The sequence below is a fragment of the Alphaproteobacteria bacterium genome, from assembly GCA_016699735.1.
In the GTDB taxonomy this organism is placed as follows: domain Bacteria; phylum Pseudomonadota; class Alphaproteobacteria; order Micavibrionales; family Micavibrionaceae; genus JAGNKE01.
In genome coordinates this window covers 2,635,001-2,652,469 of record CP065008.1, presented here as the reverse complement: position 1 = coordinate 2,652,469, position 17,469 = coordinate 2,635,001, and the positions used below count along the sequence as shown (strand labels likewise).

The following is a 17,469-nucleotide window of genomic DNA, read 5'->3' as shown; positions in this document are numbered from 1 at the left end:
CCCCCGGTAGGGGCTTAACAGATTTCAGAGGGAAGACTTATGACAGAACCGAATAAATCCGAGTCCATCAAGAATGCCGAAAAGATTATCGAGCGATTCGGCGGTATCCGCCCGATGGCGTCAAAAATCGGCGTTCCCGTGACGACCGTTCAGGGGTGGAAAAAGCGGGATGCCATTCCCGAGAATCGTCTGCAGGATATCCTCTCGGCGGCGAATCAGAACGGCATCGATCTCTCCGATCTGATCACCGGCGCATCGGCTCAGGATACTTCACATTCCCCGGCCTTGCCGGCGGAGCCTGAAGAGCTTTCGATTGAGGCGGTTGAGTCCAGCGCTGAGGACGAGGGCGCTTTGGAGGGGGATTCACTGGCGGGGGATTCCCCTGAAACAGCAGAAGGCGAATCTCAGCAAAAGAGCTTGTTTTCATTGGAGGATCATGAATTACCCGAGGATTTTTCATACAAAGATAAAGTTGAATCCAAAGAGGAAAAGGCCTTTCGACCTGTCGATCCGTTTGCGCGGGAGAAGCTTCATCAGCAAGCGGGGCGTCCTTCTGCCGCTTCGCCGCAGGTCCGCCGTGTTCCCGAATCGGAAAAACACGCCATCCAGACCAGTTCGCTGATCAGTATTATCCTCATCCTGCTCGTGGCGATGGGGTCGGCGTCCTACCTCTGGCCCAAACTGCGTGAGCACAGCGAACGTATTTCCGGTGTCGAGCAAAACGTCCGGAGCCTTGAAGGCAGCGTTGAGACGGTTAAAAAAGAGCAGGAAGAGGTCAAGACCCTGGTTCCCCTGAACTGGGAGGAGCAGCTGGCCAACCTACAGAAGCAGACGACTGAGGCTACGGAGATGGTCAAATCGTCCCTCAAGGATGTGCAGAAAATACCGGGCGAGATCATGGAGGGGAATGTGATGGGCATTCCCGAGCGGGTGAAAGAGTTTGACACTTACGTCAACGATATGACCGCGAAGAGCCCTTTTGCCCAAGGTTTTATCGATTCTCTCAACGAGGTTCTGGATGAAGAACAGGGGCGGGAGAATATCAGCAATGCGACGCAAGCCCTGATGTCGGCGTTCAGTACCGGAACGGAGGGGGTTCAGAAGGATGGGGCTGAGGCCATCGAGGAAGCCCGCCAGAGCGACCCCTCTGCGGCCTCGATTTTCAAGGATGTTCCCAAGGAGGATCTGAAAAAGGCCGGGGCGATGTTCAGCCTCGTGCAAATCCGCGAGGCTTTGAGCCGCGATGGGCAGCCCTTCAGCGACCAGCTTGCCCTTCTGGGGAATATGGTCGGGGGTGATAGTCCCGAATTGCAGACGTCTCTTAACAGTATCGCCGAGGATGCGAAGCAGGGGGTGACCACGCCGCCCACCCTGGCCAAGGAGTTCGAGGGGCTGGAGGATGAGATTCTGGATACCTCCCTCAAGGAGGATGATTCCAGTCTGGCCGAGCAGGCGCAGGCGCAGTTGAACGCGCTTCTGCAGGTCGAAAAGGACGGGGAGCTTTTAACCGGAACCGATACCCAGAGCAAGCTGAACAGGGCAAAAAAACTCATGGCCAAGGGTGATCTGAAAGGCGCGAAGGCGGTGGTTGAGACGCTCTCGGAGAAGGAGCGTGAGCCCCTTCAGGACTGGATCAAAAAGACCGAGGCGACGATCCGCGTTCAGGATTTTGAGAATTCACTTGGGATCAGCCTGCCTTCCCTTCTTGGAGTTGAAAATTTCAAGAACTGGTGGATTATGACCAAAGACAGGCAAAAGCTTAGATAGCGGTTCCTTATTTGTTTTCCACAAGCTCAGACTTAGATGTTCTAGGGGGCGGCCTTAAAGGCACTGGCGAGATTTTTATCGGTCTGGCAGAGTTACGCAGCAGAAAGAAGATCAAATGATTCGTGCGCTCTGGTTTCTGATCAAGGTTGGGGTTGTCGTGGCAATCGCCGTCTGGCTTGCGGAGCAAGAGGGCAGCATCGTTATCGACTGGGCGCCTTATAAGCTGACGTTTCATGTCGGGCTGTTTCTGTTTTCGCTGTTCGTTTTGTTGTTCCTGTCGAATCTGCTGTTCAGCGTTATCAAGGGGACGCTCGATCTGCCGAAGAGCCTGAGGCGGTATAAGGACATCGCGGACCGGGAAAAAGGATACCGTGCTTTGACTATCGGATTAACGGCGATTGCGGCGGGCGACACCAAAAACGCGTCCTATCAGGCGCACCGGGCGCGAACTTTCCTCAAGGATGAAGACGGGCTGGTGAAACTGCTGGAGGCGCAGTCGGCGCGTCTTGACGGGCAGGAGGCGAAGGCCGGACAGATTTTTGCCAGTTTGCTTGAAGACAAGAACGCGGCGTTTCTGGGGGTGCGCGGGCTTTTGCAGAGCGCCATGGATAGCGGAGATTATGCCGGGGCGCTGGAGTTGGGGCGCAAGGGGCTTGCCATGTATCCCAAGCAGGCGTGGCTGCTGAAGATCGTTTATCACCTTGAAATCCGCAACAGGGATTGGGAGTCGGCGCGTAAAACCCTTTTCCGTCTTGAAAAAACCGGAGAAATTGCGGTCAACAAGGCGAATTCCGACCGGGTGGCGATGTATCTGGCGGAGGCCGAGGACGCGCAGTCGCGCGGTGATGAAAAGGAACTCTACCGTAATCTCCAGAAGGCTTATAAATGTGATCGGCGTTTTGTTCCCGGTGTTATGCGCCTTGCCGAGATGTTTCTTAAGCGCGGAAACAAGAGTGCCGTGATCGGGATGATCGAGGAGGCGTGGAAAATTACGCCGCATCCCGGACTTGTTCCGTTGTGGGATCGGGCTGCACCCGCCTCAAAAAAAGGCGATACTGTGGCGCGGGTCAAATGGTATGAGCGGCTGCTTTTGCTCAATACTGAAAGCGCGGAGGGGCTTCTGGCCATGGCCGAGGTTCTGATTCAGGAAGGGCTGTGGGGCGAGGCCAAGAAATATCTCCAGAAGGCCGATGCCGTGGGGCCGAGCGTCCGGCTCTATAAACTCTGGGCGCGGCTGGAGGAGAAATCTACGGGCAATGACGAGGCGGTTAAAATCTGGCTGGAGAAGGCTTCGGATGCGCCGCGGGAGAAGGTCTGGATCTGTTCAGAGACGGGCCATGTCTATGACCGCTGGATGCCGGTTTCCGATCAGGGATATTTCAACACGATTATCTGGGATATGCCGCAAAGCCGCCATCACGATGCGGCCTTGCGTCTGGTTTCGAAAGTTTCGAACGAGCCTTTGCTTGAAGCTCCGGCGAAGTTCAGGGCCAGCGGCTAGGGTCAAAACCCACAGCTTTTCTAAAGACCTGCAAACACGGTCTTTCTTCGCTTCCGCTTCTCAAATACGTCCGTGTATTCTGCGATGCGGTTCTCGAAAGCCCATGTTTTCGTTGACTTTATAAAAGCCGAAAGTCTTGACCCTAAGTTTTCCCTATTTCGCTTTCGGGCACGGGTAGGCTTCGCCAAAGGCCGCGCCGATTCCGTCCACGATATTTTTTGCTCCGGCATCAGCGTAGAGGTCGATATGGGAGAGGAAGGCCTGCGCGAGTTTTCCGGTGACGACCTCGCTCGGGATGCAGAAAATCGGCTGATTCTCTACAGGTTTGTGCAGGTAGTCGTAGCCATCGCGGAAGCCGCTGAGATACATCATGCAATCCTCAAAATCCTTGACCTCGTGCGGCTCGACCGTTCCGCCGGCCTTGGTTTTTTCCCATGTTTTCACAGCAGGGCGGCAGATATCGGCCAACCATGCGGCGGTGTACTGGTAGTTCGGGTCGGCGGACGGGTCCGTTGAGGCGGGTGCCGCCGGAGCGGCGGGTTGCGGCGCAGGCTGGGCCTGTGCGGGTATGCTCAGGCAAACGAGCGCGGCGGAGAGAATGAGCAAGCGTTTATTGTGGCGACGGGCGGGCATAAAATTTCCTTTCAGAGGGCGCATTAAATATTGATCATAGCGCCTAGTTTTTCATGCGCTCTGTCCCTCTGGCAAGGAGAATCATCCGTCTTCAGCGACAGTCCGTTTCCTCAATGCCGTGGACGATCTTCAGGTAGTCGGTGCCCCATTCGCATAGGGAATTGAGGATCGGCTCCAGTTTGCGGGCCAGCGGGGTGATGGTGTATTCGACCTTCGGCGGCACCTGCGCGAAGACCTTGCGGATCACCAGCCCGTCTTTCTCCAGTTCGCGGAGCTGCTGGGTGAGCATCTTCTGGGTGACGCCGGGGAGGGCTTTCTGCAGTTCGTTAAAGCGCAGGGTTTCATTCCGCAAGGTGTAGAGAATCGGAATTTTCCACTTGCCGCCGATGATGCGGATGGAGGTCAGGACCGGGCAATCGTCCGGGACCATCTCGGTGAAACAGAGTTCCTCGGAATTTTTTTTCTGCGGCTCAGCCATTGGGAATCCTCCATTAGTATCTTTATAGTATCTACATATCAAAAAGGTACGTACTTGCCAATAGTATCCTTTATTTCGCATGGTGAGTGTGCCGGATCAAACATCCGGCTAATATTAACCCCCAAGAAGGAGACCCCCTATGGGCGATTGCAATGACAATAGCTGTTCCACCGAGATCTGCGACAGCGGCAAAGGATCCTGCGATTCCGGCAAGTCGGAGGAATGCACATGGGCTGAAGACCTGCTGTGTCTGGCCAAATGCGCGAAGCATGAGCTTCTCAAGGAGAAGATGAAGAAGGAGCTTGAGGCCAAGATGGGCAAGAAGCTGGATGCGGTGGCGAAGGTCGCCGTTGAAGCGATGCTCAAGTGTATCGAGCACAAGATGGAGGCGATGGAGGCCTGTCACGACTACAAGGACAAGCTTTATGCGGCTCTGAAATCCTAAGCGTTGATCAGTGAGAGCGGATCCGGGGGCGGTTTACTCCACACGCCCCCGGATTTGTTTTGAAGTTCCTGCCGTACGTCTGATAGATTTTTACATCGGTTTACAGGCAGGTGTCGTGATGATTTTTCGTGCAGTCCTGATGGCGTTTATTCTTGCGATTTTTGCCTGTCCGGCTTTTGCGGCGAAAGCGTTGATTTTTTCAGATTGCACGAAGTATGAGGAGGAGTGGGGCTGTAAAGAGCAGAATCTCATGGTTTATAAATTCACCAACGGCGTTGTTTCCAAGGAGGAGTATTCGCGTTTTATGTTGGATGACAAGTCTCCGGCCGTTTTTGACGGCTATTTCGATCCGAGTGAAATCGTTCAAAACAGGTATCTTATTATCGGCGAGAGGATTTATGATCTCAAGGAACGAAAGGTCATTCATGACGGTTACCAATATGAGCATATGCGGTCGGGGGAGGGTGAAGATGTCTATTACACCGGGCGACGGGTTAAGATTCTTGATGATCAGATCGTTTATGCCGCGGGCGAGAGCGGGACGGATATCTATATTTACGACCTGAACAAACATACCTACGGAAAAGCGACTGCTGAGCAGGAGAAGCATTTCAAACACTGGGCTTTGTGGGGGGTATTTTCTCCCGATTTTCAAAAGACCCTGACCACAGAGCAGCATGATTCCGGTTTTCGCCTGGTTTTGAATACCGCAGAAGAGACAAAGGTTCTGGCTGACGGACTTCAAACGGAAAGCTCGCCTGATGATTTTCCGCATACATGGCTCAATAATGACACTGCTGTTACTCAGCGTTCCGACGGGGAGATCGTCACGGTCGATTTAAGCGGCAAGATTACGCCACTGGTCAAAATATATCTTAACCCGGGAGATAACCGTTTTGGTTATGCATGGTTGACCCGCGAGGATGACGGGCTGATCGTCTATACTTATGGCGATTCCCAGTACAGAATTAATCCCAAGACCAAAACGTTTGCCGAAGTCCGAGGGAATCTTCCCGCGACCAGTGTCAATCTCGAGTATGATTTTGAGGCGCAGTTTTTTCAACCCGATCAGGAAGGCAAGCCGCACAAGAGCAAAATTCTCTATAAGGGAACAATCATCGGACCGTACCGTTATTCCGAAGCTAAAACTTCGGATGGGCATATCGCTCTTGAATACTACTCCGGCGATAACTCTGCCGATGCCCAGCAAAGGGTGGCCGTCTGGAGCGCGGATTCAGGACAATGGACCGAGATAAATGTCGAATGGATGCAGTGTTTTATCGGCTGGGTCGATCTGGAGTGAGCTTTGTTCTCTCAGACCTTGATAAACCCGCGGTTCCAGAGTTCGAAGATGCCCCAGCCGGCGAGAAGGCCGCCCAGATGAGCCTCCCACGCTGTGTTCTCAAAGGCCAGACCGAGGACGATCGTCATCGCGCACCAGAAGATCAGAAGCGGGGCGTGGCCGCGTTTTCGCATATGCGGCGGGAGGGGCATCCGCGCCCAGTTCATGATGAGGAAGATTGCAAAGAAGCCGTCGATGGCGCCGGAGGCTCCAACGACCGGATGGGGTGAAAAAGGGTTTATGATGAAATACATCAGGTTTCCGGCTAGGCCGCAAACGATGAAAAACATCAAGGCGCGGCGCGCGCCAAAGCTCTTCTCGAAAAAGAATCCCATGACGAGGAGCATAAAGGCATTCAAGACCAAATGCATCCAGCCGAAATGGATGACCAGGCTGGTCAGGGGCGCGATCAGGGCGCTCCACTGCCATTCCGCCGCGCCCGTGTAGATGCCCGGGATGAAGGCAAACAGCACGATCATCTGCGCGTAGACTTCCTGCGGGAGAAGACTAGTGACCAGATGAATCAATATCAGGGTCAGGACTGCGGCTTTGGTAAAAAGCGGAATTTTTATCATCCTGCCGGTAAAGAACGGAACCTTTTCGCCCTTCTGCCTGTCCTTGTATGCTTTTTGCCACGCTTTTTCGTCGCGGCGCTTTTGTTCCTCTGCCTGCAGTTTTTCGCGGCGGAGGCGTTCGCGTTCGTCGGCGGAGGGGAAGGAGACGATATGACCGTGGTCCTTGCCGTTCGTTTTTTTTGGGGGGGTATCGTCGTCGTCTTCGGTCATGGATCGCCTGATTTCGCCTGCGGCCAGTTTGCTTTATTCCGGTTGTGCTTTCCACATAAAAAACGCCCCGAACCTTTAGAGGTCGGGGCGCTTATTGATGATCCTAATAGTATTTAGCCGAAGGTCGGCCTGAATCCTATGTCCGCGTTCTTCTCGCGGTCGTACTTGTATTTCGCCGTTTCGTCGCCTTTGGGTTTGAGGAAGCTGGGGGGCTGGACGCGAGTCACCAGTTCTCCGGCCTTGGCCAGCAGTTCGGTTGTGGCGATCACGGCGTGGTTGATCTGTTTGGCGAGTTCGGACATGATCGTTTCGAAGGCTTCCTTTGCCACTTGCAGGCCCATAACGACGATTTCGCGGACCGTTCCCTGTTCGGGCACTTTACCCTCGGCGCTGTCTCCGAAGCGGCCCGCGATCATCTCGACATCTTCCAGATTTTTCATTTTCGGCTGTTTTCCGCCGCTGCCGCTTTTGCCGGAGGATTTTCCCTCCTCGCCTTCTTCGTCTTCGGATTTTTTCTCACTTTTCATGTCGATTTCGACATAGGTCGGAGTTTGCAGGCTGACGGGGTATTTTCTTAATTCCTTGTTTTCCGGGTCTTTGCCTGACAGCCCGGCCTTGACTTCCAGCCTTAATTTGTGGGGGTCGCGCCAATCGAAGATCACGCTGTGGCTTTTATATTCGCCCGGGATTTTGCATTTTTTGACCAGCCGCTTGCCCGGATAGAGGGCTTCGGTGATCCCGGCTTCCTTTAAAAATTTCTTTATATTCAGTAACATATACTCTACTCCACACTCTACTGCTGCCTGTCCGGCGCTTACTCCCCCTCATCCTGAGTTACGGAAATTAAGTGTATCTTCGCTGGAAAAGCTTAAAAAATAATTAACATATTCACGAAACGGGCAGGGTTTATGGTTTTTCCTGTATTCGGCTTTTGCCAGAGCAGGTAAGAATCTGTTATGTTATGAGTGTGGAAATCTGTTTGAAAGGTTCCGAATCATGAGAAAAATTCTTCTTCCTGCTGTTCTGGCCGCTCTGGTACTAGCTGGGCAGCCTGTTTTTATGGCGGGGGCCAAGACGCAGTTGTTTGTTACAGATGAGAATGTTGAAACCACTAAGGACAGTCAGGGGCGCACCAATGTTTATAACGGCGTTCCTGTTGAGGGTGAGGGCTATACCGTACCTTATCTTAGCGATAAAGGGAGCAAGTCCAAGGTCAGCAGCGGTATACGCTATCAGAAAGCCCAAATGCCGAAAGCCTGGAAGGTTCTTGACAGCAAGATCATCAGTAACCGCGTGAGCGATACCAAGAATGCTCTGGCTTTTTCTTCCAAACAAAGAAAGCATATGAATGCGGCGACTATAGGGATTAACAGGTTCGATGAGGATGATGCTGCTGAAGAGGCTAACAAGAAGGCTCGCAAGGCCAAAAAGAAAGCCGAAAAAGAGGCAGAAAAGGCAGCCGAGCAAATGAATAGCGTTGGCCAACCCAAGGAGCAAGCTGCGGGGGGCGATGTTGAAGACGATTCAAAGAGCAAGAAGGGCGTGAAGTTCCGCAAGAAGACCCTTGATAGTGGGTCCAAGCGCGTTTTCAATCCTCCAGATTGATTTCAGTATAGATGTTTTTTTATAAAGGCGTGTTTTACACGCTTTTATTATTTTCGTCGATGTTAATCGGTGATATGGGTAGTTTATGAGCCTGGTCGCTGATTTTTCGTCTTTTGATCTATTGTTTCTGAGCGGCAGTTTTTTGCTTTTGGGCTGTTTCGCAGGTTTTCTGGCGGGATTACTCGGAGTCGGCGGCGGGATCATCCTGGTTCCCGGTCTTTATCTGATTTTCGAGGGGTTGAGAGAGAAGTTCGGTTTTTCGACCGAGAATCTTATGCATGTGTGCGTGGGGACTTCTCTGGCGATCATCATTCCCACCGGATGGTCTTCGGCGCGGGCGCATAAAAAGCGCGGGGCGGTCGATCCTGAACTGGTCAAGAAGCTTGGCGTTGGCATCGTGATCGGGGTTGTTTCCGCTACAGCTGTCGCCAGCGATCTGAGCAGCGAGGCACTGAAGATGATTTTTGCGACGGCCATGTTGTTCCTGGCCGGAATCATGATGGCGGATCACCAGAAATATAAACTGGGCGAAACTCTTCCCAAGCAGCCTTATACGGGGCTGGCCGGTTATGTGATCGGCGTGTTGTCTGCCCTGATCGGGATCGGCGGAGCGACGCTGAGCGTTCCCTATATGAGCCTTTACGGGGTGCCGATCCACCGCGCCGTAGGCAGCGCCTCCGCTCTCGGACTTGTGATCTCCATACCTGCGGCTCTGGGCTATGTTTATATCGGATTGGGCAAGGAGGGGTTGCCACCATTTTCTCTCGGGTATGTCAATTTTCTGGCGTGGCTGTGCGTGATTCCGGCCAGTATGCTGATGGCTCCGGTGGGGGCGAAGACGGCGCACAGTGTCAGCGTCAAGCGGCTCAAGATCATCTTTGCGGTTTTTATTGTCATCGTTGCGCTTAATATGTGGCGCAAGATCTTGATGTGACATGGGATCGTGTCTAACAGGAATAAGCCTCTCTGATCTCAGGATCGGGTTTTTCGTTCTGGCCTGCCTGATTTATGGTTTTTTCGGATCGCCGACGCCGGATCATCTCGGGTGGGTTGAGATTCTGGTGGGATCCTTGCTTGTGCTGTGTGTCGGGGCGGGCGGGGTTTTTCCGCTTTTCCGGTCGCCGAGAAACCAGCCGTTCTGGTATGGTTCGGGACAGGTTTTTTTGATCTACGGGCTTGGGATCAGCCTCAGCCTTTCTGTTTTTTACGGGCATCCGGTTTTACAAGCGCTGCGCGATCTTGTTCCTTTTCTCTTTTTGTTTCTTCCGGTTTTTCTTAAGCCTTTCTTTTCGCAGAATCCCCCGTACGGGCGCGTTGTCTTTTTTTGCGGTGTATTTATCGGCGTTCTTTTTTCGTTGCGCTCGGCGATCTCCCGGCTGGGGCCGTGCTTTCCGTTTTGCAGCGATGAGCTGTTGTATCTGGAGAATATGCCGACCGTTCTCTTCGCCGCTCTCATCCTCCTCGGATTTCCGATGCAGCGTTTTGTCCGCACGGGAAGCGCCAAGGCTTTTGCCTTTCTGATTCTCTGCGCCTTCGTCAGCCTTATTCCCGGTTCGGCGCTTGTGCTGTCCTCGCAGCGGGCGAGTCTGGGCGCCGTGGCTCTGTACGTCCTGCTGATCGGCGGATTTTATCTTTATCAGAGGCCGGGACGCATGGTTCCCGTCGTGTTGCTCGGTTTGCTTTTTCTTCTGCCGCTTATTGTGTTTTTACCGGCCGTCTTCGAAGCTCTGCTCAGCAAGACCGAGCAGGTGGGGTTCAACAACCGTCCAGAGGAAGCCGCCGCCGTTTGGGGCGCTGTGGCTCAGAATCCCTTCAGCCTGCTGTTCGGTCTAGGATGGGGGGCACATTTTCATTCCCCGGCTGTCGGCGGGGTGAGCGTAAATTTTACACATAATTTTTTCACGACGATGCTTTTAAAGTGCGGGGTCTGTGGATTGATTTTATCGTTCTTCTATATCGCAGGGCTGGCAAGGGTTCTGGGGCGGTTGATTTTTTTGAATCCTGTTTTCGGACTTGCCCTTGCGGCGCCTTTTCTCATCGATATTACGCTTTATGCGAGCTTTAAGTCGCTGGATTTCGGGTTGACGCTTTTGATGATCTCTTCCTCTTTGCTATACTTTTCCCAATCAGAATCATCTTCGTTTCCCTCTCAGAGTTCTCATGCGTCGTCCGACCATCGTTTTCATGAACCGAGTTTATCCTCCCGTGCGCGGCGCGACGGGGCGGGTTTTGCGTGACCTTGCCAAGTCCTTCGCCCGCGAGGGATGGCACGTCACGATCATCACGACCGGGCCGAAGGCGGTCAAGGAGAGGGACGGGGGAATCCGCATCATCCGCGTGAAGGCGCCGGAGCGTCCACGCGGGAGTCTTTCGTATCTGCTGATCTGGATGAAGATGCTGTTCACGGCTTTGCGGATCAAGGGGCGGCATCTGGTTGTCACGCTCAGCGATCCGCCGCTGGTCGTAGTCGCTGGACGTATCGTCGCCGCCGTGAAGAAAAGCCGTCATATCCACTGGTGTCATGATCTTTATCCCGATGTTCTGCCCGCGCTGGGTATCAAAATGCCCGGATTTCTCATGAATTTCTTCAAGGCGCAAAGCCGTAAGGCCATGCAATCCTGTGATAAGGTGATCGTCACGGGGCGCTGCATGGCCAAGCATCTGACGTATGAGGGGTTGAACCCGAAGCAGATTACGACGATTGCCAACTGGCCGGATATCGAGATTCTTGAAGCTCCGGTCCCTGATGACGGGGATGGGCAGTTCTTCACGGTGCCGACCGTGAACGGGGCGCGGCCCTACAACGAGTTGCTGAAAGAAAAACAGAAATTCCGCGTTCTTTATGCCGGGAATATCGGTCTGGCGCATCCTATCGAGGCTATCCTCGATGCGGCGGAAATTCTTGAGGAGGAATTGACGGACGTCGAATTCGTCTTCGTCGGGGACGGGGAGAAATTCGATTATATCGCCAAAGAGCGCACCAGGCGCGGGTTGGAGAATATCCGTCTGCTGCCTTTTCAGCCGGCTGAGCGTCTGCGCGAAGTCATGGAGAGCGGGGATATTCATCTTGTTTCGATGAAAGAGGAGGCAGCGGGGTTTGTCGTGCCGAGCAAACTTTATACCGCTCTGGCGGTGGCGCGGCCCTGCATCTTCATGGGGCCGGTACAGTCGGAAACGGCCAAGGTCATCAAGGATTTTCAGGCCGGAAAGATCGTTCCGCAGGGGAATTCGCAGGCGCTGGCCGATGCGGTCCGGTCGTACCGCATGAGCGGAGAGGAATGGTTTGCCGCGCACGGAGGGGCCGCCCGCGCCCGCGAGATATTTACGCCGTCCGGCTCGATTGACGCGTGGATGGAGCGGGCATGGGATTCCGTGCAGGAGGATTTGCGAAAGCCCGAGTGATTTTTTGAGTTACCGCCGTGATGAGTGAAAACCCCGCTACAGTCCGAACAGAAAAAACCCTGTTCGATGTTTTGCGCGATCTCTGGGCGGCGCGGATTGCGATGCTGGTGACGGGGTTTGCGGGGTTTGCCGTTGCGTTTACGTTCGTCACTCTGGCGCGGCCCTATTACCGGGCGGAGATGATTCTTGCGCCCGCCTCTCCCATCGGGCAGAGCGGATTTCAGCTTCCGATGTTGCCGGACCGGATGCTGTGGCAGAGCCAGAGCGTCCAGAATTATCCCAATTTCATGAAATTCGAGAACAAGTTCAACGCACCGTCGGTGGCCGGGCTTCTGCTGGAGGATGAAAAGATCGCGCGCGGGCTTATTCTCGATCAGACGTTCGATTTTCTGGCGCCGGAAGTCTCCTGGACACCGGAGAAGCTCTCGCGCTATCTAACGCGGTCGGTTCGGCTTGAGCCTGTGGGGAATACGCCTCTGCGGAAGCTTGTTTATCTGCATCCCGACCGGAATTTCGCGGCGTATCTGATCGAGCGGGTGCATCAGATCACCGATACGCTGATCCGGCAGACCCTCCGGCTGGAGACGCAAGAGCGGATTGCCTACCTGCATGAGTCGCTGAGCCAGACCGTGAATCCCGAGCATCGACGGGCGCTGGCGGATCTTCTGATGGAACAGGAGCGGCTGAAGATGCTGGTGTCCATGGACCAGCCTTATGCGGCCTCGATCGTCGAGCCTGCGTCTTCGGGGATCAAACCCGAGTGGCCGGACCCGCGGTTCGTGTTTCCGGCCTTTATCCTGATCGGGTTTTTTCTGGGGTTTGTGATTTACGGGATTTTTTATCTGCATGAATGAGCGCATCCCCGTTTCCGTGATGATTACCACCAAGAACGAAGAGCCGCGCATCGGGCGTTGTCTGCAGGCGCTTGCGGCTTTCGGCGAGGTTATCGTCGTGGATTCCGATAGCGCGGACGGCACGGGGGCCATCGCGGCGGCGGCGGGGGCGCGGGTTGTTTCCTACTGCTGGGACGGGCGGTATCCCAAGAAGCGGCAGTGGTGTCTTGAGCATCTCGAAACCCTGTCGCCGTGGATTTTCTTCGTCGATGCGGATGAGATCGTGACGGAGGCGCTGGTTGCTGAAATCCGGCGGCTGTTCGAGAGCGGGCGGGCGGATAACTGCGCGGGATTTTTCGTGCGCGGGCGTTACGTTTGGAACGGGCGGATTTTGCGGCACGGCATGATGAACAACAAGCTCTGCCTTCTTCACCGGGAGCGGATGTGTTTTCCGATTGTCGATGATCTTGATATTCCCGGCATGGGAGAGATCGAGGGGCATTACCAGCCTGTCCTCGCGCCCGGAATGGACGGCTATAGGATTGAATCGGTTCATGAGCCGCTTCTGCATCATGCCTATGAGGATGAGGGGCGGTGGAGCGAGCGGCATGAGCGCTATGCGCGGTGGGAAGCTGAGATGACCCGGCGCGGGGCGTGGCCGCGTGACCCCGTCCCGTGGCGGGAGGCGGCGAAGCGGTTCCTGCGGCGCTCCCGTTTGCGCGGGGCGGTGATGTTTTTTTACAGCTATATCTTCAAGCTCGGGTTTCTGGACGGCGCGGCGGGGCTTTCGTTTGCGCGCAGCCGGGCACGGTATGCGGATGCGGTGGTCAGGTTGAGCCGTTAGGTTTTGTTGTTGTGGCGGATTTTTTTGATTCCTTCTCAATCGTTTCTTCCTCACCACCACGCTTTTTGCCCTTCAGGCTTTCGTAAAGCTGCGGGAACATTTTTCGGACGTGCCAGGCCAGAGTCTGGGTGGCGTAGATGAAGACATTGTGCGGGAGGCTTACCAGCTTTAGTTTTTCGCGGATGATAAATTCCTCGCGGCGGCCTTCGCTGGCTTTCTGTTGCGATATCCCGCCGCTTTCGAAGAGGCAGACGGGCAGGGGGGCGTAGACGATTTTTTTCGCGTTCGTGAGGAACCTTGCCGTGAATTCATAGTCGGCGGCGATGTCGTAGATGACGCTGTACCAGAGTTTTTCCTCGCGGATTTTGTCGAGGCGATAGAACATGGCCTGATGATGCGTGAACATCCCGCTCGGCAAATCGCGGTAGCGGCCTGCGGTTTTATAGAATGGTTTTTCGGCATCCTTTCCGGTTTCAAGGGAGTCGCCGTAGATAAAGTCCGGCTCCTTGGCCGTGATCTTTACGATTTTCTCCAGTGTGTCGGGCTTGGCCAGCGTGTCGCCCGCGTTCAGGAAAAGCACATATTTCCCCGTGGCCTTTTTGAGACCCATGTTCATGGCGTCGAACAGGCCTTCGTCGGGTTCGGAGGTCCATTTCGCCTTGACGGTTTTCAGAAAGTCCTTCGTGCCGTCCTCCGAGGCGCCATCGGCGACGATCCATTCAAAATCCTTGAAGGTCTGGGCCTCCAGCGCGGCGTGGGTGCGGCGCAGACCGTCGAGGTTGTTTTTCGAGACCGTGACAATGCTGAATAAAGGGCCGGAGGAGGGTTTAATCGTCATTTTACGCTCATTTCCATTTAGTCGCGGATATCATCAATGAATATCGAGGTAATGGCAAGGTTGCTTAAAATCTGGCTGACGTCTCTTGCGCTTTCGATGAAATCAAAGGGTTTGGGGTCGCGGGGGACGACGATGGTGGAGCCGGGCGGGATCATGACCGCGTCGTGGTTCCAAAGCCCTGCTTTCAGCGGCTGGGCGCTGCCGTCCGGGTAGATGACGAAGGCGCGGCCCTTGTCGGCGTGGTAGGTGAAGCCGCCTGCCTCGCGGATGTAATCCTTCGGGTCTTTATCCTTGCGGAACTGGAGGCTGGCGGGGGAGAGGACTTCGCCGTCCACGCGCACGGTGAGCGGGCGCTTGGGGATATAGAGGCGATCTCCGGCCTCGAGCAGCATATCGAGGTCCGGCTTGACGGCCAGAATGTCGGGGTCGGCCTCTACGGTGATCCGGCCCAGCGGTTCTATGGTTTCCAGTTCTTCGGCCAGTTCGCGGGCCATTTGAATCTGTCCGGCGTCGGGGGCGTCCTTATCCTGCTGCACGGCGGCGGCAAGGGAGCGTTTCATGTCCTGCGCGGCGGAGCGGAAGCGGCTTTTTTCTGCACGGCGCTGGGAATCACGGCTGAACACGGCGCCTTCGGGATAGGCCTGATCGGTTAATCCTCCGGCGCGTTCGATCAGATCGGAGATGCGGTCATTGGGGAGAATATCATAGGGGCCGGGGTTGCGGACTTCGCCGCGAATCAGAACCGTGCGCTCCTCGGTTTTGCGGCTGAGTTCCTTGATGCGGATGGAGTCTCCGGGACGGACCGGGATGGTTTCCGCCGGCGTTTCATCGAGATCGTAGTTTCGCCGCTGCGGCCGCTGATCCGTCTCATGCACTGATAATGCGTTTGTGATTTCGATATCCCTGCTGTCGGCATCCATCGTCAAGCCGCCGGAAACCGCGAGAAGCTGATCGAGGGTTACGCCTTCGGCTACGGGGTAAATGGCGGGCGTACGCACGGCACCCTGCACATTTACGCCATGCTCTTTCAGGAATGAGCGTAGCGCTGTATCGTCCGGGGAAAAACCTATGGATTGCGTGAGCGCAGCGTGTGGATAATCCGTATTTTCGCTGCGAAGAAGATCGCTTTTATTATCTTGATTTAATTTATAAATATCGGTTTTAGAAAACAGGATAATTTTGTCGTCTTCCTTCAGATTAAAATCATCTTTTTTATTTAAAACGGAACGAACCGAAAATTCAAAATGCTGCGTTGCCAGCTGCTCCTGATCCCGGCGTTCGATGACTCCGAGCAGGGGGTAGATGTCCCGGCCCAGAACATCGGGCGAATCCAGCAGGGCGGAGAGGGTGCGATTGTGGGTCAGGTCATGCAGGCCGGGTTTGCGGACGTGTCCGGCGAGTTCGACCATGCCGCTGCGGCGTTCCTCGCTTTTCAAGACCTGCAGGATGGCGCCGTGTCCGAATTGCCGTGCCTCTGCATTTTCGATCTCCGTGACATTCTCCCGGCCCTGACGATCGAGGTCCAGCCGCATGAAGCGATTCTGGCCGGGGACGAGAATGCCGCCCGCAAGATTCAACATATCTTCGAGGCTCAGATTTTCGCTTTGTTTGCCGTGCTGCGTGTATCCGGGGCGGATTTCGTAGATTGCGGGGCGGTTGACGTCTCCGGCAACGGCTACGGTCGGACCGATGGGAGGAACGATGATGCGGTCGCCGTCCTGCAGGCGCATATCGGTCATGATGCCGCCATGCAGGAGAAGATCGTAAATATCAATCTGGCGGCTGCGTCCCTGCCGGACCAGCTTGATTTTCCGTAGCGAGCCGGTCTTCTGGATGCCGCCGCCGGCGCCGAGGGCGTCCAGCACCGTGTGAAACACGGTGAGGTTTTTGCGGCCGGGTTTATTGATATGGCCGACCACCAGCACGCCGACCTGACGCACAGACGACAAGGAAATGTAGGCCTGGGTGTTGGGCAGGGTTGAGACGGCGTTTGTTATGACTTCGCGTACTTCGCCGATGGTGCGGCCCGCAGCGGGTACAGGCGCCAGATCCTTAATGAGAATCATGCCTTCGGTGTTGATTTTGTAGGTCTGCTGGTCGGTCCGCTGTCCTGAAAAGGTGATTTGAAGCTCATCGCCCGTGCCCAGAACGAAATCATCCTGCACTGCGCCGAGGGGAGGCGCATTTGATTCTTCTGTTTTCAGGCTTTCGCTTCCGGTGTTGAACAGATCGTAGCCGAACTGGCGCAAAGGCTGTCCGGCCCGTCGAGAGTAAAGGTTTTCAAGAGGTGACGGGGCGGGTTCGGCTTGTGCGCTATCACTCTGCCGCTCGTCCTTTGGCCTCAGGTCCGGCTCAAACTCCTGAAGGGTTTGTTTGTCCGCGCTGTCTCTGGGGGTCGGAAGAATCCTTCCGGTTTCCTCTCCCTCTTCGGACAGGTAGGCGCGTTTGTATTCCTCCGGGTAGGGCTTGTTTTCCAGCCACGGGGAGAAGGGTTCGGGCAGGCCCGTGTCCTGCGCCTGGGTTGCAAGGGCAGAGGAGAACAGGAGCGACAGGGCAACAGCGAGTGTTAACGGTCGAGACATGTTTTTCGAAAGCCGGGCGAAAGTTGCCCAAAGATGCAGCACATTATACCCTGTAAAAGGACGCTTGTTAACGTGTTCTTACGGAAAAATGTTGGTCTATGCGGAGGCCGGGGTTTCCTCCGGGGTTTCCGGTCGGCGTTTGTCCTTGTATTGCTCGGCCGTATCGATAATGGAGTAGGCGACCGTTGTAATATGGCTGTTGATGCGGCGGAAATCGCGGATAATGTCGGTGTGCAGAGCGCTGGTGGACATCGTGTCGGCCAAACGGCTTCGCAGGCGCTTGATATGCTGCTCGGTGCTTTTCTTTTCGGCCTCGCGCACGGTTTTCTTGCCTTCGACCAGCTGGCGCGCCAGTTTAGGATCTTCGGAAATGAAGATGGTTTGGGCGAGCTTCATGTTGTTCAGGATGGCCTG

The 17,469-nt window shown here is 55.0% G+C and carries 17 protein-coding genes (1 of these 17 running past the window's edge); 10 read left to right on the top strand and 7 right to left on the bottom strand.

What is annotated here, in order from left to right; translation table 11 throughout:
* Positions 1-39 precede the first annotated feature (39 nt).
* Both IPN28_13170 and IPN28_13165 read left to right on the top strand, forming a co-directional pair.
* Complete coding sequence (locus IPN28_13170; GenBank protein ID QQS57171.1) at positions 40-1,767, top strand: hypothetical protein; 1,728 nt, start codon at positions 40-42, stop codon at positions 1,765-1,767.
* Between the two features lie 115 nt (positions 1,768-1,882).
* Positions 1,883-3,268 carry a heme biosynthesis protein HemY gene (locus tag IPN28_13165; protein QQS57170.1) on the top strand — a complete coding sequence of 462 codons (1,386 nt, stop codon included), beginning with the start codon at positions 1,883-1,885 and terminating at the stop codon, positions 3,266-3,268.
* 153 nt (positions 3,269-3,421) lie between these two features.
* Here IPN28_13165 and IPN28_13160 read toward each other — a convergent pair whose 3' ends face one another.
* Complete coding sequence (locus IPN28_13160; GenBank protein ID QQS57169.1) at positions 3,422-3,901, bottom strand: hypothetical protein; 480 nt, start codon at positions 3,899-3,901, stop codon at positions 3,422-3,424.
* 91 nt (positions 3,902-3,992) lie between these two features.
* Positions 3,993-4,379 carry a helix-turn-helix transcriptional regulator gene (locus IPN28_13155; GenBank protein ID QQS57168.1) on the bottom strand — a complete coding sequence of 129 codons (387 nt, stop codon included), beginning with the start codon at positions 4,377-4,379 and terminating at the stop codon, positions 3,993-3,995.
* 139 nt (positions 4,380-4,518) lie between these two features.
* Between IPN28_13155 and IPN28_13150 the strand changes: the two genes are divergently transcribed.
* Together IPN28_13150 and IPN28_13145 are read left to right on the top strand one after the other, a co-directional pair.
* Positions 4,519-4,824 (top strand): hypothetical protein, encoded by a 306-nt coding sequence (locus IPN28_13150; GenBank protein QQS57167.1) that lies wholly within the window; start codon positions 4,519-4,521, stop codon positions 4,822-4,824.
* 118 nt (positions 4,825-4,942) lie between these two features.
* On the top strand, positions 4,943-6,127 hold the full coding sequence (locus IPN28_13145; protein QQS57166.1) for a hypothetical protein: 1,185 nt from the start codon (positions 4,943-4,945) through the stop codon (positions 6,125-6,127).
* An 11-nt stretch (positions 6,128-6,138) separates the two neighbouring features.
* Here IPN28_13145 and IPN28_13140 read toward each other — a convergent pair whose 3' ends face one another.
* Positions 6,139-6,951 (bottom strand): rhomboid family intramembrane serine protease, encoded by an 813-nt coding sequence (locus IPN28_13140; protein QQS57165.1) that lies wholly within the window; start codon positions 6,949-6,951, stop codon positions 6,139-6,141.
* Between the two features lie 113 nt (positions 6,952-7,064).
* Positions 7,065-7,727: a hypothetical protein gene (locus IPN28_13135; protein QQS57164.1), complete on the bottom strand. Its 663-nt coding sequence runs from the start codon at positions 7,725-7,727 to the stop codon at positions 7,065-7,067.
* A gap of 220 nt (positions 7,728-7,947) precedes the next feature.
* On the opposite strand from IPN28_13135, the gene IPN28_13130 reads away from it, so the two are divergent.
* The 6 genes from IPN28_13130 (at position 7,948) to IPN28_13105 (ending at position 13,635) form a co-directional block, all read left to right on the top strand.
* Positions 7,948-8,556, top strand: a complete 609-nt coding sequence (locus tag IPN28_13130; protein ID QQS57163.1) for a hypothetical protein — start codon at positions 7,948-7,950, stop codon at positions 8,554-8,556.
* An 85-nt stretch (positions 8,557-8,641) separates the two neighbouring features.
* Positions 8,642-9,490 carry a sulfite exporter TauE/SafE family protein gene (locus IPN28_13125; protein QQS57162.1) on the top strand — a complete coding sequence of 283 codons (849 nt, stop codon included), beginning with the start codon at positions 8,642-8,644 and terminating at the stop codon, positions 9,488-9,490.
* A gap of 1 nt (position 9,491) precedes the next feature.
* Complete coding sequence (locus IPN28_13120) at positions 9,492-10,793, top strand: hypothetical protein (GenBank protein ID QQS57161.1); 1,302 nt, start codon at positions 9,492-9,494, stop codon at positions 10,791-10,793.
* On the top strand, positions 10,717-11,958 hold the full coding sequence (locus IPN28_13115) for a glycosyltransferase family 4 protein (protein QQS57160.1): 1,242 nt from the start codon (positions 10,717-10,719) through the stop codon (positions 11,956-11,958). The genes IPN28_13120 and IPN28_13115 overlap by 77 nt, the downstream gene beginning before the upstream one ends.
* 20 nt (positions 11,959-11,978) lie before the next feature.
* Entirely contained in the window at positions 11,979-12,812 is an 834-nt protein-coding gene (locus IPN28_13110) for a hypothetical protein (GenBank protein QQS57159.1), read from the top strand.
* Complete coding sequence (locus IPN28_13105; GenBank protein ID QQS57158.1) at positions 12,805-13,635, top strand: glycosyltransferase family 2 protein; 831 nt, start codon at positions 12,805-12,807, stop codon at positions 13,633-13,635. Before IPN28_13110 ends, IPN28_13105 begins: the two co-directional genes overlap by 8 nt.
* Here IPN28_13105 and IPN28_13100 read toward each other — a convergent pair.
* The 3 genes from IPN28_13100 to IPN28_13090 form a co-directional block, all read right to left on the bottom strand.
* Positions 13,619-14,473, bottom strand: a complete 855-nt coding sequence (locus IPN28_13100; GenBank protein ID QQS57157.1) for a glycosyltransferase — start codon at positions 14,471-14,473, stop codon at positions 13,619-13,621. The two genes, IPN28_13105 and IPN28_13100, sit on opposite strands and share 17 nt — an antisense overlap.
* A 17-nt stretch (positions 14,474-14,490) precedes the next feature.
* On the bottom strand, positions 14,491-17,055 hold the full coding sequence (locus IPN28_13095) for an SLBB domain-containing protein (protein QQS57156.1): 2,565 nt from the start codon (positions 17,053-17,055) through the stop codon (positions 14,491-14,493).
* 96 nt (positions 17,056-17,151) lie between these two features.
* On the bottom strand, positions 17,152-17,469 hold the 3' end of the coding sequence (locus IPN28_13090) for a Na/Pi cotransporter family protein (GenBank protein ID QQS57155.1). 1,377 nt of this gene lie beyond the right edge of the window; only the last 318 of its 1,695 coding nucleotides appear in the window; the start codon falls outside the window, past its right edge; it ends in the stop codon at positions 17,152-17,154.

Bases quoted from the DNA above. Each gene is read 5' to 3' on its own strand.
- IPN28_13170 (QQS57171.1), top strand. From the start codon at position 40: ATGACAGAACCGAATAAATCCGAGTCCATCAAGAATGCCGAAAAGATT.
- IPN28_13165 (QQS57170.1), top strand. From the start codon at position 1,883: ATGATTCGTGCGCTCTGGTTTCTGATCAAGGTTGGGGTTGTCGTGGCA.
- IPN28_13160 (QQS57169.1), bottom strand. From the start codon at position 3,901: ATGCCCGCCCGTCGCCACAATAAACGCTTGCTCATTCTCTCCGCCGCG.
- IPN28_13155 (QQS57168.1), bottom strand. From the start codon at position 4,379: ATGGCTGAGCCGCAGAAAAAAAATTCCGAGGAACTCTGTTTCACCGAG.
- IPN28_13150 (QQS57167.1), top strand. From the start codon at position 4,519: ATGGGCGATTGCAATGACAATAGCTGTTCCACCGAGATCTGCGACAGC.
- IPN28_13145 (QQS57166.1), top strand. From the start codon at position 4,943: ATGATTTTTCGTGCAGTCCTGATGGCGTTTATTCTTGCGATTTTTGCC.
- IPN28_13140 (QQS57165.1), bottom strand. From the start codon at position 6,951: ATGACCGAAGACGACGACGATACCCCCCCAAAAAAAACGAACGGCAAG.
- IPN28_13135 (QQS57164.1), bottom strand. From the start codon at position 7,727: ATGTTACTGAATATAAAGAAATTTTTAAAGGAAGCCGGGATCACCGAA.
- IPN28_13130 (QQS57163.1), top strand. From the start codon at position 7,948: ATGAGAAAAATTCTTCTTCCTGCTGTTCTGGCCGCTCTGGTACTAGCT.
- IPN28_13125 (QQS57162.1), top strand. From the start codon at position 8,642: ATGAGCCTGGTCGCTGATTTTTCGTCTTTTGATCTATTGTTTCTGAGC.
- IPN28_13120 (QQS57161.1), top strand. From the start codon at position 9,492: ATGGGATCGTGTCTAACAGGAATAAGCCTCTCTGATCTCAGGATCGGG.
- IPN28_13115 (QQS57160.1), top strand. From the start codon at position 10,717: ATGCGTCGTCCGACCATCGTTTTCATGAACCGAGTTTATCCTCCCGTG.
- IPN28_13110 (QQS57159.1), top strand. From the start codon at position 11,979: ATGAGTGAAAACCCCGCTACAGTCCGAACAGAAAAAACCCTGTTCGAT.
- IPN28_13105 (QQS57158.1), top strand. From the start codon at position 12,805: ATGAATGAGCGCATCCCCGTTTCCGTGATGATTACCACCAAGAACGAA.
- IPN28_13100 (QQS57157.1), bottom strand. From the start codon at position 14,473: ATGACGATTAAACCCTCCTCCGGCCCTTTATTCAGCATTGTCACGGTC.
- IPN28_13095 (QQS57156.1), bottom strand. From the start codon at position 17,055: ATGTCTCGACCGTTAACACTCGCTGTTGCCCTGTCGCTCCTGTTCTCC.